We start from the raw sequence: 24,917 nt of genomic DNA on the forward strand, positions 1-24,917 counted from the left end.
TTTAAAATTAAGAACATAAACCGCCCCCTGGTGTATATTTATACTACTTGTAAGTATTCTTCAAAATCAGCTGATTGATAGAAGGCTATGTTTGTTTTCACTGTTTTGGCTGATTTTTCCGGGGTTGGTGCCAATGCCCTGGAATACATCGCCTTGCTAGCCCGTCAGCTTACCCTTCGGCAAATGAGCGTGCGGTTGCGCGTGCTCTCGGTTGCCGCCGACCTAGGCACCGCCGACGGCCTGTACGCCCAGCCCGCACTGCCGCCGCTGCCGCTGCTCGAGCAACGCCTTGCTGCGCTCGAACGCTTGCGCGAAACCTCGGTAACCTACACGCACGAGTTGCTGCAGCGGCCCGTGGCCGAGTGCCTGCCCGAAATGCTTCCGGCCTCGGTGCCAACTGTGCTTGTGTGCGGCCGCGCCAACCTGCCTGTCGCCGCCAACGCGCACACCGCGCTGCAGCTGATTCGGCTGGTGATGCAACCCTTGCTGCTGGTGCCCCAGCAGTACCACGAGCACGCGGTTCCGCTGCGCATCGTGTTCGATACTGACCGTAAGCCGGCGCGCCTGCCCAAATCGGTGGCTATTGTGCCCGAGTTTCTGCTGCAGTTTCAGCCCAACCGCGTGCTGTACCTAGGGCAAGGCCGCGTTGGCGCCCGGCGGCTGCTTACGCGCGTTATTCCGGAGGCCGTGGCCATCCACATTCATACCAGCGAGCAAGCGCCCGAGCCCGACGACATCCTGGCCAACGTACACGCCACGCAGCTGCTCAACGGCCTTTCGCACACCATCCAAACAAACCAGCACGTCAGCATCGAGCAGGGCATTATCGAAACGGCCTTGGCCCACGCCGCCGACCTGCTGATGTTTGTGGCGCGGCAGCAGTCGTTGCCCGGTGCTTTGTTTTACAATAGCCCCACGGCTGGCCTTATGCAGCGCACGCCCATTCCGGCGTTGGTAATCCCCGAGGCGGCTCCGGTGCCGTGGCCCGCCTAAGCTGCACGTTTAGTATCATAGGCTTTAGCAACGCCCGGCGGCTCTGTCCCGGACGTTTTGCTTGCGGGCCTGCGGCGCGTGCATCCTTTTGGCGCTAAAGCAAGTACACTTGCTTAGCTTCCCGGCCGCGGCCGGCTACCACCTAAAATCCGCGCCCTCATGAACATCTCGACTCCATTGCTCGCGCTGGGCCTGCTTGTACTCGGCAGCGCCTGCACCCAAGATAAAGTATTGCAACAGCCTAAAAGCTACGGCAACGTAAACAACAAACCCCAACGCCGCGCCAACGACAAGTCGTCGTTCCGAAAGCAGCCACGCACCGTCGGCTTCGGCGTTGATGTGAACGCGCGCAACCCCTACAAATTTCGCACGGTGAAATCGCCGAAAGCTTACCGCTACACCAAACCCGTAACGGCCAAGCCCGAGCGCAGCGCCGCACAGTAACAGCATCAGAGCCACCAACCAATGCAAACCGCCCCGGCGCCGCAAGGCACCGGGGCGGTTTGCATTAATTAATAATTGTTAATTATTAATTATCAATTAGCCAACCGCTGGCTCGCGGAAGCCTACCCAAGTAAAGCGCTTCAGCACAAACTCGGGGTTGGTGAAGGAGGCATTGCCCGCAGGGTTACCGCCGGTTACGTGAAAGTCGGAGAATGCCGCGTTCTGGTTGACGTAGATGCCACCCGTGAGGTTGAAGCTTACAGCGGTGCCGGCCAGGCTCATCTGGTCCATGATGTCCTCTTTCAGCTCGGCGTCGGTGGTGTAGGCCGCGCAGCTGATGGCGCCGTGCTCCCGGGCTAGCTCGGCAGCAAGGCGCACGCTCTCGTGCGAGTCTTTGGTTTTGATGGCCAGCATGATGGGGCCAAACAGCTCCTGGCTGAAGTGCTCCTTCTGGGTGGCATCAACCTCGTACAAAGCCGGCGAGCAGGTGCGGGCATTCTGGAACATGGGGTTCTCCACTTTGCCGTGCGCCAGCACGTTGCGGTGGCCGCGTTGCGCCATTTGCTCCACCCGCTCGTGCGTGGCCGGGTTCTGGATGGCACCCAGCACGTGCGGCGCGGCCTTGGGGTTGGTGGCCAGCCCTTGCACGGCGCCGGCCAGCTTTTGCACTACTTCATCAAAGGGCACCAACGTACCGGCTACCTTCACACCCTGCTCCGGGATGAAGAAGTTCTGCGGGGCAGTGCACATCTGGCCCGAGTACAGGCTTACCGAGAAAGCCAGGTTCTGGGCTACTTTATCGAGGTCGTCGCACGAGTCGAGGATAACCGAGTTCACGCCGGTTTTCTCGGTGAAGACGATTTTGCCCTGGCTTTGCAGGCTCTCGATGTAGTTGCCAAACTCGGTACCGCCGGTGTAGTCGATCAGCTTCACGGCGGGGTTCTCGGCCAACTCTTTCGTGATGAGGCGGTCGTCGGCATCAACGGCCAGCTGGCAAATGGCGGCGGGCAGGCCAGCGGCCACCAGCACTTTTTGCACCTCGGCCACCACAATGGCAATCGGCAGCACGGCCTTGGGGTGCGGCTTGATGATAACCGGGTTGCCGGTTACCAGCGAGGCGTACATGCCGGGCACCGTGTTCCAGGTGGGGAAGGTGGAGCAGCCAATTACCAGGGCCACGCCTTTGGGCACGGGGCGCCAGCTTTTGTTTAGGCTGATGGTGTACTTGCCCATGGGCTTGTCCCAGCGGGTTTCTTCGGGGAAGCGCGTTTGCTCCTCGTAGCCGGCAGCCACGGCCTCCAGGGCGCGGTCGGCGGCGTGCGGCCCCGAGGCCTGGAACGACATCATAAAGGCCTGCCCCGTGGTGTGCATGGTGGCGTAGCCGATTTCGAAAAAGCGCTGCTTCATGCCTTCCAGGCTCTCGATGAGCAGGGCGGCGCGGTCGGCGGGCTTCAGCTTGCGCCACGCATCAAACGACTGCTGGGCGTTGCGCACCAGTGTTTCGGGCGCGTAGTAGGGGTATTTGATACCTAGGGCCGCCTGCTCGTAGGGCGAGTCTTCTTGGCCGGCCCAGCCCTCAGGCTGGCCTTGCTGCAGCTCGGCAAACTGCTGGCCCCGGCGACCTAGGAAAGCCTCGCGGCCTTGGGCATCGGCTTCGGCGCCGTACACCTCGGGCGAGGGGTTTTCGGGGTAGTGGGCGAAAAACGTGCGGCCGTGCAGGGCTTGCACAGCTTGCTCCAGGGTAGCCTGGTGCTTTTGGGTTGTAGCGGTCATAATCGGGTATTGAGGGAATGCTAAGCAACGTCGAGCGAAAAAGCTCGGCCATGTGTCGCGGCGGGGCTAAATTTACGTAGTAAAGGCACACCTGCCCCATCACATCATTTGCATCAATGAAACAGCTTTTACGCCTGCTGTTTTTTGCCTATAGCTGCTGGCTGCTTCCGTTGGCGGGCGCAGCGCAATTGGCCCCGCTTGCCGCTGACGAGGCCCCGCCTACCTTGCCGGGCACGGCGGTGTTTAAGCTGCGCGAGGGAGTGGCCCTTACCTACGTTGAGCGCGCCTTGGGGCAACTAGCGGCCAAGCGCGTGGTGCAAAAGTTTCCGAGGGCGGTGCCGCCCTCGGCCGATTTGCCGGGCAGCGTGGAGCTGCGCACCATTTACCAGTTCAGCTACCCCACCGAGCTGCCGTTTGCCAAGGTGCGCCAAACGCTGCTGAGCACCGGCGCCGTGGAGTACGTAGAGCCGCTGTACCAGCGTGCTCCGCTTTACCAGCCCAACGACCCGCTGGCCGACTCCACCAAAACCGATGGCCAGTACCACCTCAAGCTTATCAAGGCTTATGCGGCCTGGAACCTGAGCAAGGGCGACACTTCGGTGGTGATTGGCATTACCGATAGCGGCGTGCTGTTCAACCACCAGGATTTGCGCGGGCAGGCCAAGCTGAACTACGCCGACCCCATCAACGGCCTCGACGACGACCGCGACGGGTACATCGACAACTTTCGGGGCTGGGATACCGGCGACAACGACAACAACCCCACGGCCTCGGTGCCGCGCAGCGGCTTATTCAGCCACGGCACGCTGGTAACCGGCACCGCCGCCGCCGCCGCCGACAACGGCAAGGGCGTGGCGGGCGTGGGGTTCAAGTGCCGTTTCATGCACATCAAAATTTACCCGCAAACGCCCGAAGGCGCTTTTGGCGGCTACGAGGGCATTGTGTACGCCGCCGACCACGGCTGCAAAGTCATTAATATGTCGTGGGGCGGGGTGGGCGGCCGCTCGCAGTACGAGCAGGATGTGTGCACGTACGCGGCCGTAAACCGCGATGCCGTGCTGGTGGCCGCCGCCGGCAACACCAACGCCGAGCTGGACTTTTACCCCGCCTCCTACGACCACGTGCTGTCGGTGGCGGGCCTCTCGGAAACCGATCAGCAAACCATTACCTACAGCTACCGCGTGGGCCTGAGCGCCCCGGGCAACCAAATCCTCACCACCCTCTACGACGCCGAAGATACCTACGCGGCGGTAGGTGGCTCGTCGTTTGCGGCGCCGCTGGTGGCCGGCACGGCGGGGCTGGTGCGCAGCAGGTACCCGCAGCTGTCGGCGGCGCAGGTGGTGGCCGTGCTGCGCCGCTCCGCCGACGACATCTACGGCATTCCTAGAAACGCGCCGCTGGTGGGCCGGTTGGGCTCGGGCCGCCTGAACGCGCACCGCGCCCTGGCCCTAGGCACCAACCAAACGGCCGTGCGTGTGCTGGGCCGCAGCCTCAGCAAGCCGCGCCTGCTGGCCGGCGACACCGCCCGCTTGGCGCTTACCATCCAAAACCTGCTGCAGCCGGTGCAGGGCCTCACGCTCAGCATCAGCTCGCTCTCGCCGCACCTCAGCGTTAGCAGCGGGGGCACGGCAACCCTAGGTGCGTTGGGCACCAATGCCACGGCCACCGTGCCGGTGCGCTTGAGCATTGCGGCCAACACGCCCGCCAGCACCCGCGCGGTGCTGCGTTGCCGCTTTACGGCGCCCAATGGCTTTGTGGCCGATGAGTACGTGACCCTTGAGCTGAACCCCGACTACGTGGTGCTGACGGCCAACAACCTGCACCTTACCCTTACCAGCCGCGGCAACCTGGGCTACGACAGCGGCAACGCCGAAGTGGGCGCCAGCATCACCTACCGCAACTCACCGGTGCTGCTAAGCGAAGGCGGCCTGCTGGTGGCCACGGGCCCCGCCAAAGTAGCCGACCGCCTGCGCGGGGTACCGAGCAGCCGCGTCGAGCAGGACTTTTTCAGCCAACAGGCCATAACCATGCAAACGGCTACGGCCGCCATGCAGCGCGCCTCCGGGGCCTTTCAGGATTCGTTGCCCGGCCAGAGCAACGGCCGCACCCTAGGGGTGCGCGTGCGCCAGCGCGCCACGGCCTGGGCCGGCCCCGCCCCCGCCGACCGGGATTACGTCATTGTGGAGTACACCTTGCGCAACCTGTCGCCCGATACCTGGCAAACCCTGCACGCCGGCTTGTTTTTGGATTGGGACTTGCCCGCCGAAGCCGGCCGCAACCTGGCCGCCTACGACTCGGCCCGCGCCCTCGGCTACGTGCACGATGCGCTTAACCCTAGGTTGTTTGCGGGCGTGCGGCTGCTAGGGCCGGCGGCGCCTATCACGGCCTTGCACTACGCCATCGACCACGCCGCGCCCACCACCGCTGCCATAAGCCTGCGCGACGGGTTTTCGTCGGCCGAAAAATTTCTGACGCTTAGCTCGGGGCGCAAGCAGCGCACCGCCGGCGCCCCCAACGGCTCCGATGTGTCGCACGTGGTGGGCGCCGCCCTAGGCCGCCTGGCCCCCAACGACTCCGTAACGGTGGCCTTTGCCGTGCTGGCTGCTCCCACCCTGGCCGAGCTGCAAGCCGCTGCCGATGCCGCCCAGCTGCGCTACGCCCAAGTATTGCCTACGCGGCCCACGGCGTCCCAGCAGGCAAGCTGGGCGGTATTTCCGAACCCAAGCCAGGGGCGCCTGCAGGTGCAACTGCCCGGCAACGCGGCGGCTGGTTCGGTGCTGATCTTGCGCAACAACCTAGGGCAGCCGGTGCGCACGTGGCGCGTAACCCAAGCCACTACCGAGTTGCAAGTGCAGGCCTTGCCCGCGGGCGTGTACCTGCTGCAGTGGCAATTGGCCGGCGGCGGGGTGCTTACGCGGCGTGTGGTGCTGCAGCCGTAGCATCGGCTACGCCTTGGCGGCGGCGTCGCCGATGCGCCACAGCTGCTCCCAGTTGGTGGTAAACTGCGGCGACACGTACTCACAGCGCCCCTGCCACGAGAGCGGCTTGGTACCGGCGGCGGCGTAGCGCACTTTGGCCCGCCCGAAACGCTTGTTCAAGGCATCGAGCGCCTCCATCAGCTGCTTGCTTTTCTGGCGCGCTTCGGGCGCTTCAAACAAGCCCAACTGCACGCGACCCTCGGGCTCTAGGCCGGCGCACACCACCCCGGCGCGGGTGTAGCTGGTGCCGGCCCGGCGCAGGCGCTGCAGGGCACCTAGGGCGTAATGCGTCAGCTGGCCCGTGTCGTTGGTGGCGCAGGGCAGCGCAACGGTGGTGCTGAAGGTAGACGGACCCGGCTTGGGCGAAAACCGATCGGTACCGAGCAGCACCGTGAGCAGGTGCGCGGCCAGCCCCTCGGCGCGGAGCTTTTCGGCGGCGCGGGCGGCAAACGTGGCTACGGCTTCGCGTAGGCGCTGCTCGTCGGCAATGGGCCTGGTGAACGAGCGCGTGCAGGCGGCACTCTGGCGCTGCGTGGCCCTAGGTCCGAGGGTGGCTTCGTCGTCGGGGAGGCGGGCCTCCAATTCCAGGCAAGGCTGGCCGTTCAACTCGTACCACAGCCGCTCGCCCACCACGCCGCCCAGGTATTGGCGCACCCACGCGCGGGGCTTGGCGGCCAAGGCGGCGGCGGTGCAGATGTTTTGCTCGTGCAGCTTGCGGGCGTAGCGGTGGCCAATACCCCACACGTCCTCCACGGTGGTGCGCTCCAACGCTTCAAGCCGCTGCGCATCGGTGCCCAACACCCATACGCGTTCCTTTTCGGAGCGCTTGCGGGCCAAGCGGTTGGCCATTTTGGCCAGCACTTTGGTGGGCGCCACGCCTACGGCGGTAGGTATGCCTACGTACTGCTTTACGGTTTCCCGGATGCGGCCAGCGTACTGCTCCAGCCCCTCGGAGGCCCAGTAGCGCATGCCACCTAGGTTCAGAAAGGCCTCGTCGATGGAGTACACCTCCACCTCGGGTGCAAAGTCGCAGAGCACCCGCACCACGCGCCGGCTCATGTCGCCGTACAGGGCGTAGTTCGAGGAGAAAACCTTTACGGCGTGCTCCTGCAAGGTGGGCTTCACCAGATGAAACGCGTCGCCCATTTTCAGCCCCAGCGCCTTTGCTTCGTCGGAGCGGGCAATCAGGCAGCCGTCGTTGTTGCTGAGCACCACCACGGGCACGCCCTCGTAGCGCGGCTGAAACACCCGCTCGCACGATACATAAAAGTTGTTGCAGTCGACCAGGGCAAACATAACGCGGCTGGCTAGGCGCGGCGGCGCTGGTTGGGTACCTGCCCGAGCACGCGGCTGCGCTTTTCGCGAAAGGCGTGGATTACGTGCGTTACCACCCCAAACACAATCAGCTCGCTGCCCTCGTGCAAGCGAATAACAGGGTAGCGCGGGTTTTCGGGCTCCAGCCACGTTTGCGTGCCCTCGCGGCGCAGGCGCTTCACGGTATGTTCGCCATCGAGCACGGCCACCACAATGCAGCCATCGGCGGGCTCCAGGGCGCGGTCGACGGCGATGATGTCGTTGTGGCGAATGCCGGCCCCGTTCATCGAGTCGCCGGTTACGCGGGCCAGAAACGTGGAGGCCGGATGCGCAAACAACAGCTCGTGCAGGTTCAGCGGTGCGTCGAGGTGGTCGTCGGCCGGCGACGGAAAACCGGCCGGCACCACGCAGGCGAAGAGCGGCAGCGTGAAGCCGGCCCAATCGGTGCTAATAGAAAAAGGCGTAATGCGCGTCATAGAACGAGCCGACCCCCACTTGTCCGTTGGTCGGCGCTGCTATTTACTAAATTTTTTAGCATATAGTTTTCTAAACTTGTCGGATTAGTTCCCGCGGCACCCAATATTTTCTCTAGGCTGGCGTCCTTAACCTGGCTTTAATGCTATTCAAACAACAATAGCACCCTTTTTTAGCCGAATTTTTCTACCTAATATTTTTAGTTTATGCTGAATATCCGTATTTTTGGATATGCGCAGAACGAAGAAGATACAGCTTCCTACTCCCCCTCCCGTGCAGCAATACGCCCGCTGCGTCGATGCCACCCGCCGGCCCCACGACCACATTGGCGACTGGCCCGAGCGCGGCGCGGTGTACTCGGTAGAGTACCGGCTGAATGCCCGCACCAAGGAGCCGCAGGTGCACGTGCTTGGCTTCTATGCCGAGCAGCCCTACGGCGCATTCGCTACCCGACGCTTCGAGCCTGTAGCGGAGGTGTGGCTGAATTAGCCAACCCGTTTCTGTTCCATCGTCGGCCGCCTTTGTGCGGCCGTTTTTTTTGGCGGCGGCGGGCAGCGCCTTGCGACCTACCTAGGTGCTTTGGGCCCCTTCTGCGCGGGTTAACATTTTGCCCTAGGCAGCGGCACGGGCGCGCCAAGGGCGCGGCCTATCTTTGCCTTTTCTGCCTTTCCCGTTCTCATGAAAAACGCCACGCCCGAGCCGGTTTACGCCATACCGGCCTCGTACCGCCGCATGGAAAACCTGCACATCGTGTTCTGGCTGCTCAAGGACGTAAGCTGGTGCATGGTCTGGAAGCCCCTCGGCATCAGCATGATATTCCCGACGCTGGCCATTGCCGCGGTTATTGCCTGGCGCACCCGCCACCTGAAATCGGAGCTGGCCCACAACCTGGCCATTGTGCTCTGGATTTCGGCCAACTCGTACTGGATGATCAGCGAATTTTTTCACTTCGACGAGGTGCGCGTGGCCGGGCTAATTACGGGCAAGCACCTGGCGCTCATTCCCTTTGCGCTGGGGCTGCTGGTGCTGGCTTACCACTACTTATTTCAACAGCCGCGCGAAGCCACTACCCAACCCGAGCAAGCAGCTACGCCGTAGGCCCGGCTCGCTGCTGCTCCCCGGCGGCTCCATGCTTTTCGGCTTTGCCTAACTACCTAGGGCCAGCAAATCAGCGAGTTGGCTTTCTAAACATCGGCGCACGCTTGGCGGCCTTTGGCGCTTTGGCAGGGCCGCGGTTCGTAGAAAAGCTACGGCAGCACCCGCACGATACCAACCTCCCAGTAATCGTTGCCGAAAAGGGGTTCGTGGCGCCATTTATCGGTGTCCTGCATCTGGTTTTTGCGCATCAAATACCCAAAATCCCTGCCCGGCTCCAGCGTGCTTTCGGCAAACACAAACTTGCCTACCCGCTTTACATCGTAGAGGCCATTTACCAGTTCATAGGATTTATCCTGCTGAAAACGGGCCGGTGGGTATTTCGAGAAAAACAACGTGTACACGTAAGGCAGCGGCATATGCGTGGTTACGAGCACTTGCCGCACGCCCGGCAGGCGCTCTGCTTCGTCGAACGCCTCTTTCAAACCCACGTTAAAATCCTCGCGAATTCGGCTGCTTGGGTACTCCGCAAAATAATCCCGAACCACCAATCCGCCTTCCACAGCAAACCACAATACCACAACTGCGCGAATGGCGGTTTTGGGCACGTTATCATTTATATTTCTAATAATTAAATCAATAACCCAAACCGACAGCACCAAGCACGGCAAATAGAAATGATTAAACCGATTGATATTTAAATCAATCACAAAAAACAACGGCAACGACGCCACCGCCCACGCAAAAAACACCCACGCCACTACGTCGCGCCGCGACTCCGCTACCGGCCATTTAGGCCGCAGCACGCGGTAGAGCATAACCGCCAGCGCAACCACAAAAAGCAGGATAGTAAAGCTAAACAGCGGCCTGAATCCCTGAATCATGTTATAGGATGAGCCGTCGTTGAACCCGGAATTAACGAAAGCCCAATTATGCCGCAGCATTTGCCATTCGTGCTGCTGGTTGGCTTCGTTTACCTGCTGGAGCCGGTTTACCTCGAGCAAAGGCGTAGAGAAGAACAGCTTATCCGTCCAAGCCAGGTTCTTGTGCAGGATAAAATTCTCCAGAATAACCAGCGCAAACGGCGCCGCCACCACGGCAAACAGGCCCACCGCAGCCAGCCAATACGGCCACCGAAGCGCAATGCGTTTGCGAAACGCCAGTAACAGCAGCAGTAGCAACCCCGGCAGCACCACAACGGTGGTGCCGTAGGCGTACAACGACAGGGCGAAGGGCACGAGGCACGCCGCAATCCACGCGGGCTTTTGGGTGTTTATGGCCTGAATTACCATTGCGCAACCCAGCAGCATAAAAAACGGCACCAAATTGCTCTCCAGCCCCCACCTCGACAGCATAAAATGCCACGGAACCACCGCCACCACAAACACGGTCAGCAAAGAGGCATAACGACCTAGGGCGCGAACGGCCCCATACAACAGCGGCAGGGTAAGAATACCGAGTATCAGCGGCAGAATACGAATGGAAAATATATTCAGGCCAAATACTTTAATAAAAGGGATAATTAAATAAGCCATTAACACATTTTGCCCACTGCCCCACGAGCGGAAGTATGCCGGCCATGCGTCGCCCCATTTATCCTTGCCGGTTTCAGACAACGCAAACGCCTCCACCGCGGTGCACGCCTCATCTTGGTTAAAGCCGGGTGGTATTTTCGGAAAATGCGCAATCCGAATCCAGACACCGATTCCGATAATAAATAGCAGTAGAAGCGTAACGCCTAGGTGCTGTTTTTTCTGCAAGCTTTTAATGGCAACCATTATTGATACGTAGGCAAAGCCGGCCCTGATGGATAAACCCCAGGAATTACAATTGAGCAATTACGCGGAAGGGCTCATTCGAGCCCGCTAAACTAGGCCCGGAGCACCCTACCGACTAGGCCGCAAAACTACAGGTTGTTTTCCCAAACGCGGCCCCGCTGGCCCTAGGTGCCAGGGGGCCGAGCGGCCGCCCGGCACCTAGGGCCAGCGGGGCCAACAAACGTCATGCACCGGATTGGGCAAAAACGCGTACTTGCCCGCATGACCCGAATCCTGCTCACGGGGGCCACCGGCAACGTAGGCGCGGCCACGCTCCAACACTTGCTGCAAACCCCCAACGTGGCCGAGCGTCTGCTGGCCGCTGTGCGCCCCGGCACCGCCCCCGCCTTGCCCGCGGGCGTAGCCACCGTACCACTCGATTTCACCGACCCCACCACCTACCCGCCCGCGCTGCAAGGCATCGAGCGGCTGCTGCTGATTCGGCCGCCTGAGCTGAGCGACGTAAAGCGCTACCTGCGCCCGTTTATCGAGCGGGCGCAACTGAGCGGCGTGCGGCACGTGGTGTTTTTGTCGTTGCAGGGCGCGCAATACAACTGGTTTGCCCCACACCACAAGGTAGAGGCCGATTTGCGCCGCTCGGGCATGGGCTGGACGATGCTACGGCCCAGCTTTTTTATGCAGAACCTGAGCACCACGCATTGCTTCGACATCCGCGACAACCACCAGATTTTGCTGCCCGCCGGCAATGGCCGCACGTCGTTTGTTGATGTGCGCGACATCGGGGCCGTAGCGGCGCGCGTGCTGCTGCAGCCCGGCGAGCTGCCCAACGCGGCTTACGAGCTAACCGGCACCGAGGCGCTTACCTACACCGAAGTAGCCGCCGTGCTTTCGCAGGTGCTGGGCCAGCCCATCCGGTACCGCGCCGCAGGCATCGGCGAGTTTAGGCAGCACATGCTGGCCCACGGGCTCAAGCCCGCGTTCATCAACGTCATGATCGGTATTTACTCGGTGGCGCGGCTGGGCCTGGCGGCCCGCACCACCGGCACCGCCGCCGATTTGCTGGGCCGCGCGCCCATCTCGTTCCGGCAGTTTGCCGAGGATTTTAAAAGCAGCTGGCAATAACGCCCTAGGTGGCGCCGATAACATTAAACCACAAAGGGCCGATTTGCTACACGTACCACACAGCCTCGGGCGGCACTGCCACGTGCACCGCCGCACCCACGGCCAGCCCGTTGCCGGTGGTGCGGATAACAACCGATGCCCCGGCCAGCTCGGCCCGCAACTCGTAGTAGCTGCCGTAGTAGTTTACCTCCGTTACGGTGCCGGCCAGCCCCTGGCCCGGCGCTACCAGCCGCAGGTTTTCGGGGCGCAGCAGCAGGGCTTTGCGGTTGGGTCGCAGCCCTAGGTGCTTAGCCAGGGCTTTTTGCGCGGCACCGCGCAGCAGGTTATAGCCCCCAAACAAGCCGGCCACGTACTCGCTCGTGGGCTGTTGGTACACCTGCTGGGGCGTGCCGCGCTGCACAATGGCGCCGTGCTGCATTACCAGTATCTCGTCGGCCCACGAAAGGGTGTCCAGGGGGTCGTGCGAAATGAGGGTGCACGTGATGCCCAGCCGTTCGCTGATGTCGCGAATAACGGCTTTGAGCGTGGTTTTGTGGCCGATGTCGAGGTTGGAGAAGGGCTCATCGAGCAGCAGCAACCTAGGAGCGCCCAGCAGCAGCTTGGCCAAGGCAATGCGCTGCCGCTCGCCGCCCGAAAGCTGGTTGGTTTTTCGCTTCAACAAATGGCTGATCTGGCACACCTCGTACAGCGTTTCGGCCTCGCCGGCGGGCAGGGCGTTGGCGTACTGCAGCACCTGCTCCACACGCAAAAACTTGGGCAGCTCAAACTGCTGCGAGAGGTAGGCAATGCCTTTGTGCCCGGGAATCAATTTTTCGTGCGGGTCCTCCACGCGCTGCCCTTCAAACCACACCTCGCCCGACCCAGGCGACACCAGCCCGGCTATGGTTTGCAGCAGCGTGCTTTTGCCCGAGCCCGTTTCGCCGGCAATGGCCAGCTTCTGAAATCGCTGTTGGGTAAAGCTGATGTCGCGCAGGCCGAAGTTGCCTTCTTCCTGAAAGTTGATGTGGGAGACTTGGAGCATGGTAAGCGAGATGAATTTAGCCCGCAGAGGGCGCAGAAGTTTACGCAGAAGCCGCAGAGCTCAGCGCCCTCTGCGGGCTAACACATTACGGGAAACAAAAACCGGCCGCTTCCCACCTAGGGAAGCGGCCGGTTTGCTAGGGAGCTAGCAGCTCAGCTTCTTACTACAGCGCGCTGGCTTCCGTCGACTGCTGCAGACGGATCAGGTTCAGGGCCGAGCCGGCCTTAAACCACTCGATTTGGCCCTGGTTGTAGGTGTGGTTCACCGTGATGAGGTCCGTGTCGCCGTCGGTGTGGTGCAGGCGGATCTGCAGCGGCTTGCCGGGGGCAAACTCGGTCAGGCCGAGGATGTCGATGGTGTCGCCTTCCTCAATCAGGTCGTAGTCGGCCTTGTTGGCGAAGGTGAGGGCCAGCATGCCCTGCTTCTTCAGGTTGGTTTCGTGGATACGCGCGAACGACTTCACCAGGATAGCGCGCACGCCTAGGTGGCGGGGCTCCATGGCAGCGTGCTCGCGCGACGAACCTTCCCCGTAGTTCTCGTCGCCTACTACCACCGTGCCGATGCCCATCGACTTGTAGTTGCGGGCCACTTGCGGTACCGAGTTGTAGGTTTCGCCCTGGCTCACGAAGTCGCGCACCTTGTTGGCCTCGCTGTTGAAAGCGTTGATGGCCCCGATGAGCATGTTGTTCGAGATGTTGTCCAGGTGACCACGGTACTTCAGCCACGGGCCGGCCATCGAAATGTGGTCGGTGGTGCACTTGCCTTGGGCCTTGATGAGCAGGCGCAGACCCATCAGGTCGGTGCCTTCCCAGGGCTTGAAGGGCTCGAGCAGCTCGAGGCGGTCGGAGTTCGGATCAACGATTACCTGCACGCCCATGCCGTTTTCGGCCGGAGCTTGGTAGCCCGCGTCTTCCACGGCGTAGCCTTGCGGCGGCATTTCGAGGCCGCGGGGCTCATCCAGCTTTACTTGCTCGCCGTTTTTGTTCAGGAGCGTATCAGTGAGCGGGTTGAAGGTCAGGTCGCCGGCAATAGCGAAAGCGGTTACGATTTCCGGCGAAGCCACGAACGCGTGGGTGTTCGGGTTGCCGTCGTTACGCTTGGCGAAGTTGCGGTTGAACGAAGTGATGATCGAGTTCTTGCGCTTGGGGTCGTCGGTGTGGCGGGCCCACTGGCCGATGCACGGACCGCAGGCGTTGGCCAGCACCACGCCGCCCATTTGGGCGAAGGTATCGAGCAGGCCGTCGCGCTGCACGGTGTAGCGTACCAGCTCCGAACCCGGCGTTACCGTGAACTCGGCGTTTACCGTCAGGCCTTTGGTTACGGCCTGCTCGGCGATGGAAGCCGCACGGGTGATGTCTTCGTACGACGAGTTGGTGCACGAACCAATCAGGCCTACCTCGAGACGAGCGGGCCAGTTGTGCTCCTTAACGGCCGCCGCAAACTGCGAAATCGGCCAAGCTGCGTCGGGCGTAAAGGGGCCGTTTACGTGCGGCTCCAGCTCCGAGAGGTTAATCTCGATCAGCTGATCGTAGTACTGAGCCGGGTCGGCCAGCACTTCGTCGTCGGGGCGCAGGTGCTGCGCTACGCCGTTGGCCATGTCGGCAATTTCGGCGCGGCCGGTACCGCTCAGGTAGGTGGCCATCGACTCGTCGTAGGCGAATACCGAGGTGGTAGCCCCGATTTCGGCGCCCATGTTGCAGATGGTAGCCTTACCCGTGCACGACATGTTCGAAGCGCCTTCGCCGAAGTATTCCACGATAGCGCCGGTGCCGCCTTTTACGGTCAGGATACCCGCTACTTTCAGGATAACGTCTTTGGGCGAAGCCCAGCCCGAAAGCTTGCCGGTCAGCTTCACGCCGATCAGCTTCGGAAACTTCAGCTCCCATGCCATGCCGGCCATTACGTCAACGGCATCGGCACCGCCTACGCCAATGGCAATCATGCCGAGGCCGCCCGCGTTGGGGGTGTGCGAGTCGGTACCGATCATCATACCGCCGGGGAAGGCGTAGTTTTCGAGCACCACTTGGTGAATGATACCAGCACCGGGCTTCCAGAAGCCAATGCCGTACTTGTTCGATACAGAAGCCAGGAAGTCGTACACTTCCTTGTTCTCGTCGTTGGCTACGGCCAGGTCTTCGGCGGCGCCGTCGCGGGCCTGAATAAGGTGGTCGCAGTGCACGGTGGAGGGCACAGCCGTTTTGTCGCGGCCGGCTTGCATGAACTGCAGCAGGGCCATCTGGGCGGTGGCGTCCTGCATGGCTACGCGGTCGGGCGCGAAGTCAACGTACGATACGCCACGCTCAAAGCCCTGCGTGGGTGTACCGGCATACAAGTGGGCGTATAGGATTTTTTCGGCCAGCGTGAGGGGGCGGCCCACCACGCGGCGGGCAGCTTCTACTCGCTCGCCCAGACCGTTGTACACGGTCTTGATCATGTCCAGGTCAAACGCCATGGGATATCAGCGGGAAAAGGGTGACAAAACCAAGCCAGATTTGGCAAAGCGCAAATATAGGCCCCACCACCCGGCAGACAAACTTTATATTCGCCCTCGGGTTGTACGCGGGTTTGGCTGCTACGTTGGGTAGCCAAGTGTACTTTTCAGGGGTTCAGTGGGCCCGTATCTTTTTCTAACAGATGACTTTTCGTTTCGTTTCGGGCCGCCTGCTGTTGGGCAGCGCCGCCCTGCTGGCGTCGGTGCTGACGGCCTGCAACTCGGGTTCCGACAAAACTGCTGCTGATAGCGTGGAAAAAACCAGCGCGGCCTCGCCGCTGAAAACCGGCCCCTGGCGCGGCACTTTGAAAACCCAAGGGCAGGAAATTCCTTTCCTGTTTGAGGTGGCCGAAGAAGGTGGCAAACAGGTGGCTTACCTGATTAACAAAGGCATCAACGGCGAGGAGCGCCTGAAGCTGGATGAAATTAGCACCGCTGGCGACTCGACTTCTATTAAGCTGCACGTGTTTGATGCAGCCTTGGTGGTGCGCCCCGCAGGCGAAGGCAAACTAATTGGTACGTGGGTGAAGTACGACGCGCCCGAGCCGTACCGAGTGCCGTTTGAGGCTACGCAAAGCAACCAACTGTTTGGCGATGCGCAGGGCCAAGCCCAAAACTTTGCGGGCACTTGGGCTACCACGTTCAAGGACGACGAAGGCAACACCACGCCTGCGGTGGGCATCTTCAAGCAAAACGGCTCGGAGGTTACAGGCACATTTCTGACTACCACGGGCGACTACCGCTACTTGGCGGGCCAAGCCGAAGGCAACAGCGTGCGCATGACCACTTTCGACGGCAACCACGGATGGCTATTTACAGCCCAAAAGCAGGCAGATGGTACGCTAAAGGGCGACTTCTACAGCGGCAAATCGGGCCACGAAACCTGGACGGCTAAGCTAGACCCCAATGCCAAGCTGCCCGACGCCAACGCCCTCACCGGCATGAAGCCCGGCCAGAAGCGCCTCGACTTCAAATTCCCGAACGTGTACGAAGGCGGCTCTATCTCCCCCACCGACCCCAAGTACAAGGGCAAAGTAGTAGTGGTGCAGGTGCTCGGCTCGTGGTGCCCCAACTGCATGGACGAAACTAACTTCCTGGCGCCGTGGTACGAGAAGAACAAGCAGCGCGGCGTGGAAATCATCGGCCTAGGTTTCGAGCGCAGCCCCGACCAGAAGGCAGCCGCCCAAAAGCTGCTGAAAATGAAGGAGCGCCTGAACGTGGGCTACGATTTGGCCGTGGCCGGCATAGCCAACAAAGACTCGGCGAGCAAAGCCCTGCCCCAGCTCTCGAAAGTACTGGCCTTCCCCACCACCATCTTCCTGGATAAGAAGGGCGAGGTGCGCAAAATTCATACGGGCTTTAGCGGCCCCGGCACCGGCGAGTACTACCAAAAGCAGACCGCGGAGTTCAACAAAACCATCGATCAGCTGCTGGCAGAGTAGAGGCCTCACCCCCCCGGCCCCCTACCTCGCTCCAAGCGCGACATCGTGGAGAGGGGGAGCCAGGCGTCAGCAACGATTTCGTTCAACGATTGCGGCGGCTGCGGCTGGCGCCTTCGCCGCCGCGCTCTAGGTGTGCTAGCAGATTAGAAGAGAAAGTAGCGGGGCCGCCGAACGAGAGTTCGGCGGCCCCGCAATCGTTGCTGATGTTGCTGACGCCTGGCTCCCCCTCTCTTCGGGAGAGGGGCCGGGGGGTGAGGCCCCTAGGTACGGATGCGCTCCAGCAACACAATGAGGCCTTCGTGGTACGTGGTGCGGACAAACTCCTGAAAGCCGAACTTGCCGGCGAGGCGCAGCGAGGCTTCGTTGTCGGGGTCGATGATGCAGGTAATGCGGTTGGTGGGGAAGTGAGCATCGGCCCAAGCCAGGGCTGCCTCCAGGGCCTGGCTGGCGTAGCCGCGGCGGTGCACGCGCGGCGACAACACCCAGCCCGCTTCGGGCGTGCCTTTGATGGAGGGCGTGAGGTCGCGCTGGTAGTCGAAAAAGCCCACCGCCCCGATGTAGCGGCCGGTGGCTCTTTCCTCAATGGCCCAAGAGCCGTAGCCCAGCATGGCCCAGTGCCCCAGCTGACCCAGGATGCGGCGCCACACTTCTTCCTCCGTATTGGGCTTGTTGCCTAGGTAGCGGAAGAAATCGGGGTCGGTGTGCATGTCGGCCGACTCCTGCAAATCATCGAGCTTGGGCCCGCGCAGGATAAGGTCGGCGGTTTCGAGCTGCGGCACCAGGTTTTGCGGCGCGGCGAGCAGGCTTAGGGGCAGGGTCATGATGAGCAGGCAAAAGGAGAGAACAGGTGAAGTGGCCTAGGTGGCTGGCCGCTGCGGGGCGCGAGGCACCTAGGCGCGCACCCGGAAGCGCAACGTGATTTCGGCGCGGGGACGCAACGTGATGAGCGGGCGCATGCCGGGTGCGGGCTGCGCTTCCCACTCCACCTCGAAGCGGCGCAGGGTTTCGAGCAGCACCAACTGCATTTCGGTGAGGGCAAATTGGTTGCCGATGCACAGGCGCGGCCCGCCGCCAAACGGCAGGTAGGCGTAGGCAGGCTGCTCGCGCAGTTGCTCTTTGCCAAAACGCTCGGGCCGGAAAGCTTCGGGCTCGGGCCACAGCCTGGGCAGGTGGTGCACGCCGTAGATGTACGCCGAAATGAGCGTGCCTTTGGGCAGCGGCAGCCCGTTATACTCGTCGTCGTTGAGGGCTTGGCGGTCTACAATCCAGGCGGGCGGGTACAGCCGCATGGTTTCCTGAATTACCTGCAGCGAGTACGGCAGTTGGGGCAAGTCCTGAAAAGTCGGGCGCCGCTCACCTAGGGCAGCAGCCATTTCGGCGCGCAGCTTGGTTACAACCTCCGGGTGCTGGGCCAGCAAGTACCACAGCCACGACAACGCATTGGCCGAGGTTTCGTGGCCGGCCACGAGCAGGATAATGGCTTCGTCGAGCACCTGCGCCTCCGTCATGGGTTCGTGGGTGTCTTCGTAGCGCGCATCGAGCAGCATCTGCAGCAGGTCGTCTTTGCCGGCGCCTCCCTCCTGCTGCCGTTGCCTGATGTACTTAAGCACCAGCTGGCGCATCTGCGCGGCCAGTTGGTCGTGGTAGCGGAATTGGCCCTTCACGGCCAGCCACGGCTTCAGATAAGGCTGGCGCAGGGTGCGCGTGTAAAAGGCCTGGATATCGGTAAGCAAGTGCGCCAGCTGCTGCAGTTCGGCCTCGCTCATGCTGGTGCTGAATACCGAGCGCGCAATAACCCGGAAAGCCGTGGTCGTCATCAGCTCGTGCACGGCCACAGTGGTGGCACCGCCTTGCTGCCGGGCCTGCGCGGCCACGGGTTCCAAGCACTCTTCAATTACCTGCAGCATGGTTTCGGTGAGGGCCGCAATGCGCTGCCGATGAAACCCCGGCTGAATTAGCCGGCGCTGCTGCAGCCAGTAGCTGCCCTCGGAGGTAAGCAGCCCGTGCCCTAGGTAGCGCGCCACCCCGTGCGACATCTCCGACTTGGGGTAGTTGCGATGGTTTTTCTGCAGAATGTGCTGAATCAGGCCCGGGTCGCGGGTGAGCAAGGTGGGCTTGATGCCGCCCATGTGCAGCCCAATGGTGTCGCCCAACTCATCGAGGTACTGCGTGAGGACAGGAATCGGATTTTCGGCCAGCGCCAACGAGTTGCGAAAAGCCCGCAGGCGAGGCACTTGGGGCAGCGTGGGCGAAGCCGCCGGCGCAGAGGCGTTCATAGCTAAAGGGGCAAAATACAGGCGCTGGGCAAAAGCGCCCCAAAGTACACCCCGGGCCGCAAGCGGCCAACCGCTGCCTTGGTTTTTGCAGGGTTGCGGCACCTAGGCGGGTTACCTTTTTGCAGGTTCGTGCGTACCACTAGCGTGGGCTAACCCGCGTTAGCACCCAGGCCGTTCGGCACGCTTCCTTAACCCAAAACCAAACACCTCCCCGTATGTGGATTCAGCAGAAAGCCAACCAGCCCGCTCCCATTACTGAGTTGCAGGGGCACACCGTGGGGCTCAAGTTCGAGTGCAACGAGTGCCAAACCGAAGTTTTCACGGATCTAATCGGCATTCCGGCCCCCGACCACCTGGCCAACTCCGTGGAAGACGACGGCCAGTTCGAGAAAGAAGAAATTAAGTGCCCCGGCTGCGACATGGTGCACGAAATCACGGTAAAAAGCACCTTCGACGGTGTTACGTTTGATGTATCCGACGTGGCCCCCGACAAAGTAAGCTACCAGATTCCACCGGCCGAACAGCACTAGCCATAGGCTCAATTGAGCTGAAAACAAACACCGCCCGAAGCAGCCATTTGCTTCGGGCGGTGTGCGTAGCGGGCGTTATTAGGCGCCCTATTTTTCGCGCTCGATGGTGTAGTCGATCAGCTGCGCCAACGAGGTACGGGCCGGCGACTCCGGAAAGGTGTTCAGGATTTCGAGGGCCTCGTCGCGGAAGCGCGTCATGCACTCGATGGCGTAATCCAGGCCGCCCGATTTCTTCACGAACTCGATAACCGACTGCACACGGTCGGAGCGGCCGTCGTTGTTTTGCACGTTGTAAATGATGCGCCGCTTTTGCAGCCACGAGGCCTCGCGCAGGGCGTGAATAAGCGGCAGCGTCATCTTCTTCTCCTTGATATCGATGCCCACGGGCTTGCCGATTTCGGCGGTGCCGTAGTCAAACAAGTCGTCCTTGATCTGGAACGCCATGCCCACTTTTTCGCCGAACAGGCGGGCACGCTCCACGGTGGCTTTGTCGGCGCCGGCCGACGAAGCGCCCACGGCCGTGCAGGAGGCAATCAGCGAAGCCGTTTTCTGCCGGATGATATCGAAGTACACGTCCTCGGTGATGTCGAGGCGGCGCGCTTTTTCGATCTGCAGCAGTTCGCCTTCGCTCAGCTCGCGCACGGCATTGTTCACGATCTTGAGCAAGTCAAAATCGTCGTTCTCCAGGGCCAGGGCCATGCCGCGCGAGAGCAGGTAGTCGCCCACGAGCACGGCAATCTTGTTCTTCCAGAGGGCGTTGATGGAGAAGAAGCCGCGGCGGTAGTTCGAATCATCTACCACGTCGTCGTGCACCAGCGTGGCCGTGTGCAGCAGCTCGATTAGGGCCGCCCCGCGAAAGGAAGCTTCGGGCAGCGGCGCGGTGGGGTCGGCGCTAACGGTGTGGGCCGTCAGGAACACGAACATGGGCCGCAGCTGCTTGCCTTTGCGCTTGATGATGTAGCCCATGATTTTATCAAGCAGCATCACCCGCGTTTGCATGGACTGGCGGAATTTGGTTTCAAATTCCTGCATTTCGGCCGCTATCGGGGCCTGTATATCGTCCAGCGTATATCTCATGCGGTGGTTGGGCGCGCAATGATACGCACGCGGCGGCAGTTTTTAAGCGGAAGGGTCGGGCAGAATACGGCGGAAGCGTAGTTTAAGCCAACAACCACCAACCAACCACCTGCGGTTTAAACCACCTGACTGCCACCGTTACCGGCGCCCTCAATGGAGGCACCGCGTTGTAAGGTGCTTACTGCCAACGCCCCTGCCGAAAACACCAAGCCTGCCACAACTACCAATGGCACCGCAGCTCCGCCCTAGCGGCTGGGCCGGGGCAGCGCTGCAGCTTAGCAGGCGCGGTTTTTTCTGGCTTTTGGCAAAAGCCTATCGGCCGTTTCTGTTGTTGGTTACGTACCTTCTGCTGTAACCCCTCACTGTCGGGCTTCCGAGCCCCATTGCTTTCTGTGCCATGCCTGCTGCCGCAACCCTCACCCGCCTCGATTTTGTACTGACGCCCGCGCATCACGCGCGGCCGTTTGCCGCCGATGCCCGCTTTGTGCCCGACGGTAAACCCAAGCCGGTGGTGGTGTTTGTGCATGGCTTCAAAGGCTTCAAAGAGTGGGGCCACTTCAACGTGCTGGCCGATTACTTTGCCCAACGCGGCTTTGTGTTCGTGAAGCTCGATTTATCGCACAACGGCGTGGTAATTGGCGGCACCGGCGACCTGGAAGACCTCGACGCCTTCGGCCGCAACAACTTCAGCATCGAGCTCGATGATATCGGCTGCCTGCTCGATGCCCTGCACCACCCCGGCGCTGCCCCCGTTCCGCCCACCGAAATGGACCTAGGGCGCTTGTACCTTGCGGGTCACAGCCGCGGCGGCGGGTTGGTAATGCTGAAAGGAGCTGAAGACAAACGCGTGAAGGCCGTGGCGGCGTGGGCGCCCATTACCAACGTAAACCCCGGCTGGCCCGAGCCCATGATGCAACAGTGGCAGCAAGCGGGCGTCATCCACGTCGAAAACGCGCGCACCAAGCAGCAATTGCCGCTGTATTTCCAGATTGTGGAAGATTTCCATACCAACCGCTTGCGCCTCGATATTCCGCACAACGTGCGCCGCAAGCTGCGCCAGCCGCTGCTCGTGATTCATGGCGACCAAGACGAGACCTTGCCCGTACAAAAAGCGCACGAGGTGCCCCGCTGGAAACCCGACACCGAGCTGGTAATATTGCCCGGCGCGGGGCATATGTTTGGCGGCGCGCACCCCTGGGATGCCGAACACCTCCCCGAGCCTGCCCACGAAGCCGCCGAACGCACCGTTGCCTTTTTTCAGCGCCAAGCCTCCTAGGCCATGAACCACAAGCACAACGCCTACCTCCTGCTCGGCTCGAACCTGGGCGACCGGGTTGCTACCCTGCACCGCGCCCTAGTGGCACTGGCCGCCAAAGCCGGCAAAATTGTGTCGGTATCGGGCGTGTACGAAACCGCCGCCTGGGGCAACCAAGGCCAGCCCGCTTTCCTGAACCAAGCCATCTTGCTGAACACCGACCTCGGGCCCGAGCAGTTGCTTGATGCCTGCCAGCAAGTGGAGCAGGCGTTTGGCCGCGAGCGGCTGGAGCCTTGGGGCCCGCGCACCCTCGATGTCGATATCCTTTTCTTCGACGATGTGGTGCTGCACACCGAGCGCCTTACCATCCCGCACCCGCGCCTGCCCGAACGCATGTTCGTGCTGGCCCCCTTGAGCGACATTGCCACCACCTACGTGCACCCCGAGCTGCACAAAAGCGTAGCCGATTTGCTTGCCGACTGCCCCGATAAATTGCCCGTGGAGCAGTGGATGGGCGATATGTAAACTAGGGCGCCGGCCGGCTGGTTTGGTGCGGGGCCTCCAACGGCTGCACCGGCCGCATGCGGCAAAAATGCGCCACCCGAATCATACGCGCGGCCGGGTATACCAGCCACAGGGCCAGCAGCCACACCACCCAACGCCGGCGGGCGGCCACTCCGCAAACTACCGTGGCCAGCACCAGCAGCACCGGGCCGTACACCACGGCGCAGTAACGCTCCACATCGTACACGTTGCCCGCGCTGCGGCTGGCCACGGTGGTTGCTATGTGAATGAGCAAGTAAACGACTACGGCAACGCTCAGCTGCCGCACCAACCGGTGGCTTTGCTGCCAACCCAGGTACAGCAAGCCCGCCAGCGCCCCGAGCAAAAGCACCAGAAACACCCAATGTTTGGGCCACTCGGCTTGGTGCACCGGCACCATCCAACGCACTAGTACGTAGCCGTAGTCGGCCAAGGCTTCGCGCATGCCTTGCCAGCCTTTGTTGCGGTAAAACTCGGGGTACGGCGCTACTATCCGGGCGTAAATCAGCCAAGCCAAAGCCGCTAAGCCGCAGGCTGCACCGTGCAGCAGCAAGGCCGGCCGCCGGCGCTTCCAAGCATTGGGGTAAGCCAGCAACAAGCCGAGGCCCATGCCCACCAGCAGAAACAACCCCGAGGTGCGCTGCAGCGGCAGCAGCACCCCCAGCACGGTAGCGGCCAACAACCACCTAGGACCATTGTGCTGCAGGTATTGGTGCAGAGAAACCACGTACAGCCCAAACAGCAAGCCAAATACCGGTTCCGACCACACAAACTTGGCCGTGGCCAGCCAGGGCGTGGCGCAAGCCAATGCCAGTGTAAAAACCACAGTCACTGCGCGCTTAGGCACCACCTGCCAGCCCAACCAGCTCCAAGCACCTAGGCAGCCCAGTAAGCTCAGGCCATTCAGCACGCCCACCCAATTTTTTAGGTGGCCCACGCCGGGCGCCAGCAGCACGGGGTACAACGGGCCCCACCAGCAATACGCCGAGCCATCGGGGTTTAGCAGGCGGCCTTGCGCGGCAAAGCTGCGGGCTGCCGATATGTAGTAACGCGAGTCGGAGGTGGTGCCGGGGCCGGGCCAGTAGGCATAGGCAAACAGGCCCAGCAACCAGCCCGCTGCCAGCAAGCCAATCACGAGCCTTCCGGCACTACCCCTCGTCAGCTGTGGCTGCTGCATGCACCTAGGGCAAAAAGCAAAAGAGCCGGCGGCGGGCCGGCTCTTGCTGTAATCGAAAGCTTACTGAGCCGAAGCGGTAGCGGCCTGCGGCGAAATCTTTTTCACCAAGCCTTGCAGCACCTTGCCGGGGCCGCACTCCACAAACTCGGCGGCGCCGTCCTGCGTCATGCGCTGCACCGACTGCGTCCAGCGCACCGGAGCGGTGAGTTGGCTGATCAGGTTCTGGCGAATTTCGTCGGGGTTGGTGTGCGGGGCAGCGTCTACGTTCTGGTACACGGCGCAACGGCCCGCACTGAAGGTGGTACGGCCAATGGCTTCGGCCAGCGCCGCCTCCGCCGATTGCATCAGCGGCGAGTGGAAGGCCCCGCCCACCGGCAGCGGCAGAGCGCGCTTGGCGCCGGCGGCCTTCAGGGCTTCGCAAGCCTGCTCGATGCCCAGTTTCGAGCCGCTGATTACCAGCTGGCCGGGGCAGTTGTAGTTGGCCGCTACCACCACGTTGCCGCCCTGCGTGATTTCCTGGCAGATGCGCTCCACCGCGGCATCGTCGAGGCCCAGGATGGCGGCCATGGTGCCGGGCTGCTCTTCGCAGGCCGCTTGCATGGCTTGGGCACGGCGGGCTACCAGTTGCAGCGCGTCTTCAAACTGCAGCACCCCCGCCGCTACCAGCGCCGAAAACTCACCTAGGGAGTGGCCGGCTACCATATCGGGCTGCAAGCCGGGCGTGGCCACAAACTGCGCCACCGAGTGCACAAAGATGGCCGGCTGCGTTACGTCGGTGCGGCGCAGGTCTTCGTCGGAACCCGCAAACATGATATCCGTGAGCGAGAAGCCCAGAATTTCGTTGGCTTGCAGCATCAGGCGCTTGGCCTCGGCGTTTTGCTCGAAAAGCTCGCGGCCCATGCCCGTAAACTGGCTGCCCTGGCCGGGGAATACTACTGCTTTCATCAAGAGGGAAATGCGATGGAAGAAACGGTGGCGGGCGCGCGGCCCGGTTTAGCAGCGGCTAAACAGGCCGCAAGGTGCGCAATCAGGGCCTTATGCGCAAAACCCATAGGGCGGCCCTGGGTGCCGGGGCGCGGTTTTGCCCGCGGCACCTAGGGCCGGTGCGGCGCGGGGCTTGCTCGGCTGCCTGCT

Annotated in this window: 21 protein-coding genes; 10 read left to right on the top strand and 11 right to left on the bottom strand. The window is 61.9% G+C overall.

Going from position 1 to position 24,917, the window contains the following annotated elements; genetic code table 11:
* The first annotated feature begins 105 nt into the window (after positions 1-105).
* Both D3Y59_RS07630 and D3Y59_RS07635 read left to right on the top strand, forming a co-directional pair.
* The gene (locus D3Y59_RS07630; protein ID WP_162910624.1) at positions 106-993 is read left to right on the top strand and encodes a hypothetical protein; all 888 of its coding nucleotides are present in this window, start codon (positions 106-108) and stop codon (positions 991-993) included.
* Positions 994-1,152: 159 nt separating this feature from the next.
* Complete coding sequence (locus D3Y59_RS07635; protein WP_162910625.1) at positions 1,153-1,437, top strand: hypothetical protein; 285 nt, start codon at positions 1,153-1,155, stop codon at positions 1,435-1,437.
* A 96-nt stretch (positions 1,438-1,533) separates the two neighbouring features.
* Here the strand turns inward: D3Y59_RS07635 and paaN are convergent, their stop codons facing one another.
* On the bottom strand, positions 1,534-3,210 hold the full coding sequence (paaN, locus tag D3Y59_RS07640) for a phenylacetic acid degradation protein PaaN (RefSeq protein ID WP_119444518.1): 1,677 nt from the start codon (positions 3,208-3,210) through the stop codon (positions 1,534-1,536).
* A gap of 116 nt (positions 3,211-3,326) precedes the next feature.
* Here paaN and D3Y59_RS07645 point away from each other — a divergent pair, with 116 nt between their 5' ends.
* Positions 3,327-6,149, top strand: coding sequence for a S8 family peptidase (locus D3Y59_RS07645; RefSeq protein ID WP_119444519.1), 2,823 nt, complete (start codon positions 3,327-3,329; stop codon positions 6,147-6,149).
* Between the two features lie 6 nt (positions 6,150-6,155).
* Here D3Y59_RS07645 and D3Y59_RS07650 read toward each other — a convergent pair whose 3' ends face one another.
* Together D3Y59_RS07650 and D3Y59_RS07655 are read right to left on the bottom strand one after the other, a co-directional pair.
* A complete protein-coding gene (locus D3Y59_RS07650) occupies positions 6,156-7,484 on the bottom strand; it encodes a Y-family DNA polymerase (protein ID WP_119444520.1) in 1,329 nt (442 codons plus the stop codon).
* An 11-nt stretch (positions 7,485-7,495) separates the two neighbouring features.
* Positions 7,496-7,978, bottom strand: a complete 483-nt coding sequence (locus tag D3Y59_RS07655) for a LexA family protein (RefSeq protein WP_119444521.1) — start codon at positions 7,976-7,978, stop codon at positions 7,496-7,498.
* A 271-nt stretch (positions 7,979-8,249) separates the two neighbouring features.
* Here D3Y59_RS07655 and D3Y59_RS07660 point away from each other — a divergent pair, with 271 nt between their 5' ends.
* Both D3Y59_RS07660 and D3Y59_RS07665 read left to right on the top strand, forming a co-directional pair.
* Complete coding sequence (locus D3Y59_RS07660) at positions 8,250-8,465, top strand: hypothetical protein (RefSeq protein WP_119444522.1); 216 nt, start codon at positions 8,250-8,252, stop codon at positions 8,463-8,465.
* A 189-nt stretch (positions 8,466-8,654) separates the two neighbouring features.
* A complete protein-coding gene (locus D3Y59_RS07665; RefSeq protein ID WP_205590880.1) occupies positions 8,655-9,074 on the top strand; it encodes a hypothetical protein in 420 nt (139 codons plus the stop codon).
* Positions 9,075-9,223: 149 nt separating this feature from the next.
* Here the strand turns inward: D3Y59_RS07665 and D3Y59_RS07670 are convergent, their stop codons facing one another.
* Positions 9,224-10,849, bottom strand: a complete 1,626-nt coding sequence (locus D3Y59_RS07670; RefSeq protein WP_119444523.1) for an ArnT family glycosyltransferase — start codon at positions 10,847-10,849, stop codon at positions 9,224-9,226.
* A gap of 261 nt (positions 10,850-11,110) precedes the next feature.
* Between D3Y59_RS07670 and D3Y59_RS07675 the strand changes: the two genes are divergently transcribed.
* Positions 11,111-11,971 (top strand): SDR family oxidoreductase, encoded by an 861-nt coding sequence (locus D3Y59_RS07675; protein ID WP_119444524.1) that lies wholly within the window; start codon positions 11,111-11,113, stop codon positions 11,969-11,971.
* Positions 11,972-12,017: 46 nt separating this feature from the next.
* Here D3Y59_RS07675 and D3Y59_RS07680 read toward each other — a convergent pair whose 3' ends face one another.
* Both D3Y59_RS07680 and D3Y59_RS07685 read right to left on the bottom strand, forming a co-directional pair.
* Positions 12,018-12,992: an ABC transporter ATP-binding protein gene (locus D3Y59_RS07680; protein ID WP_119444525.1), complete on the bottom strand. Its 975-nt coding sequence runs from the start codon at positions 12,990-12,992 to the stop codon at positions 12,018-12,020.
* A 163-nt stretch (positions 12,993-13,155) separates the two neighbouring features.
* Positions 13,156-15,444 carry an aconitate hydratase gene (locus D3Y59_RS07685; RefSeq protein WP_119444526.1) on the bottom strand — a complete coding sequence of 763 codons (2,289 nt, stop codon included), beginning with the start codon at positions 15,442-15,444 and terminating at the stop codon, positions 13,156-13,158.
* 182 nt (positions 15,445-15,626) lie between these two features.
* On the opposite strand from D3Y59_RS07685, the gene D3Y59_RS07690 reads away from it, so the two are divergent.
* A complete protein-coding gene (locus D3Y59_RS07690) occupies positions 15,627-16,925 on the top strand; it encodes a peroxiredoxin family protein (protein WP_119444527.1) in 1,299 nt (432 codons plus the stop codon).
* Between the two features lie 260 nt (positions 16,926-17,185).
* On the opposite strand, the gene D3Y59_RS07695 is transcribed toward D3Y59_RS07690, so the two are convergent.
* Entirely contained in the window at positions 17,186-17,746 is a 561-nt protein-coding gene (locus D3Y59_RS07695; protein ID WP_119444528.1) for a GNAT family N-acetyltransferase, read from the bottom strand.
* A gap of 69 nt (positions 17,747-17,815) precedes the next feature.
* Entirely contained in the window at positions 17,816-19,201 is a 1,386-nt protein-coding gene (locus D3Y59_RS07700; RefSeq protein WP_119444529.1) for a cytochrome P450, read from the bottom strand.
* A gap of 215 nt (positions 19,202-19,416) precedes the next feature.
* Between D3Y59_RS07700 and D3Y59_RS07705 the strand changes: the two genes are divergently transcribed.
* On the top strand, positions 19,417-19,731 hold the full coding sequence (locus D3Y59_RS07705; RefSeq protein ID WP_119444530.1) for a hypothetical protein: 315 nt from the start codon (positions 19,417-19,419) through the stop codon (positions 19,729-19,731).
* A gap of 87 nt (positions 19,732-19,818) precedes the next feature.
* Here the strand turns inward: D3Y59_RS07705 and D3Y59_RS07710 are convergent, their stop codons facing one another.
* A complete protein-coding gene (locus D3Y59_RS07710; protein WP_119444531.1) occupies positions 19,819-20,808 on the bottom strand; it encodes a polyprenyl synthetase family protein in 990 nt (329 codons plus the stop codon).
* Positions 20,809-21,205: 397 nt separating this feature from the next.
* Between D3Y59_RS07710 and D3Y59_RS07715 the strand changes: the two genes are divergently transcribed.
* On the top strand, positions 21,206-22,084 hold the full coding sequence (locus D3Y59_RS07715) for an alpha/beta hydrolase family protein (protein WP_119444532.1): 879 nt from the start codon (positions 21,206-21,208) through the stop codon (positions 22,082-22,084).
* A 3-nt stretch (positions 22,085-22,087) separates the two neighbouring features.
* Complete coding sequence (gene folK / locus D3Y59_RS07720; protein WP_119444533.1) at positions 22,088-22,588, top strand: 2-amino-4-hydroxy-6-hydroxymethyldihydropteridine diphosphokinase; 501 nt, start codon at positions 22,088-22,090, stop codon at positions 22,586-22,588.
* Position 22,589: 1 nt separating this feature from the next.
* On the opposite strand, the gene D3Y59_RS07725 is transcribed toward folK, so the two are convergent.
* Both D3Y59_RS07725 and fabD read right to left on the bottom strand, forming a co-directional pair.
* The gene (locus D3Y59_RS07725) at positions 22,590-23,741 is read right to left on the bottom strand and encodes a hypothetical protein (RefSeq protein WP_119444534.1); all 1,152 of its coding nucleotides are present in this window, start codon (positions 23,739-23,741) and stop codon (positions 22,590-22,592) included.
* 102 nt (positions 23,742-23,843) lie between these two features.
* Positions 23,844-24,728 carry an ACP S-malonyltransferase gene (gene fabD / locus D3Y59_RS07730; protein ID WP_119444535.1) on the bottom strand — a complete coding sequence of 295 codons (885 nt, stop codon included), beginning with the start codon at positions 24,726-24,728 and terminating at the stop codon, positions 23,844-23,846.
* Positions 24,729-24,917 lie beyond the last annotated feature (189 nt).

It is taken from the genome of Hymenobacter oligotrophus (assembly GCF_003574965.1).
GTDB classification, from domain to species: domain Bacteria; phylum Bacteroidota; class Bacteroidia; order Cytophagales; family Hymenobacteraceae; genus Solirubrum; species Solirubrum oligotrophum.

Bases quoted from the DNA above. Each gene is read 5' to 3' on its own strand.
- D3Y59_RS07710 (WP_119444531.1), bottom strand. From the start codon at position 20,808: ATGAGATATACGCTGGACGATATACAGGCCCCGATAGCGGCCGAAATG.
- fabD (WP_119444535.1), bottom strand. From the start codon at position 24,728: ATGAAAGCAGTAGTATTCCCCGGCCAGGGCAGCCAGTTTACGGGCATG.
- D3Y59_RS07645 (WP_119444519.1), top strand. From the start codon at position 3,327: ATGAAACAGCTTTTACGCCTGCTGTTTTTTGCCTATAGCTGCTGGCTG.
- D3Y59_RS07715 (WP_119444532.1), top strand. From the start codon at position 21,206: ATGCCTGCTGCCGCAACCCTCACCCGCCTCGATTTTGTACTGACGCCC.
- D3Y59_RS07705 (WP_119444530.1), top strand. From the start codon at position 19,417: ATGTGGATTCAGCAGAAAGCCAACCAGCCCGCTCCCATTACTGAGTTG.
- D3Y59_RS07665 (WP_205590880.1), top strand. From the start codon at position 8,655: ATGAAAAACGCCACGCCCGAGCCGGTTTACGCCATACCGGCCTCGTAC.
- D3Y59_RS07675 (WP_119444524.1), top strand. From the start codon at position 11,111: ATGACCCGAATCCTGCTCACGGGGGCCACCGGCAACGTAGGCGCGGCC.
- D3Y59_RS07685 (WP_119444526.1), bottom strand. From the start codon at position 15,444: ATGGCGTTTGACCTGGACATGATCAAGACCGTGTACAACGGTCTGGGC.
- D3Y59_RS07695 (WP_119444528.1), bottom strand. From the start codon at position 17,746: ATGACCCTGCCCCTAAGCCTGCTCGCCGCGCCGCAAAACCTGGTGCCG.
- D3Y59_RS07655 (WP_119444521.1), bottom strand. From the start codon at position 7,978: ATGACGCGCATTACGCCTTTTTCTATTAGCACCGATTGGGCCGGCTTC.
- paaN (WP_119444518.1), bottom strand. From the start codon at position 3,210: ATGACCGCTACAACCCAAAAGCACCAGGCTACCCTGGAGCAAGCTGTG.
- D3Y59_RS07635 (WP_162910625.1), top strand. From the start codon at position 1,153: ATGAACATCTCGACTCCATTGCTCGCGCTGGGCCTGCTTGTACTCGGC.
- folK (WP_119444533.1), top strand. From the start codon at position 22,088: ATGAACCACAAGCACAACGCCTACCTCCTGCTCGGCTCGAACCTGGGC.
- D3Y59_RS07680 (WP_119444525.1), bottom strand. From the start codon at position 12,992: ATGCTCCAAGTCTCCCACATCAACTTTCAGGAAGAAGGCAACTTCGGC.
- D3Y59_RS07670 (WP_119444523.1), bottom strand. From the start codon at position 10,849: ATGGTTGCCATTAAAAGCTTGCAGAAAAAACAGCACCTAGGCGTTACG.
- D3Y59_RS07690 (WP_119444527.1), top strand. From the start codon at position 15,627: ATGACTTTTCGTTTCGTTTCGGGCCGCCTGCTGTTGGGCAGCGCCGCC.
- D3Y59_RS07650 (WP_119444520.1), bottom strand. From the start codon at position 7,484: ATGTTTGCCCTGGTCGACTGCAACAACTTTTATGTATCGTGCGAGCGG.
- D3Y59_RS07700 (WP_119444529.1), bottom strand. From the start codon at position 19,201: ATGAACGCCTCTGCGCCGGCGGCTTCGCCCACGCTGCCCCAAGTGCCT.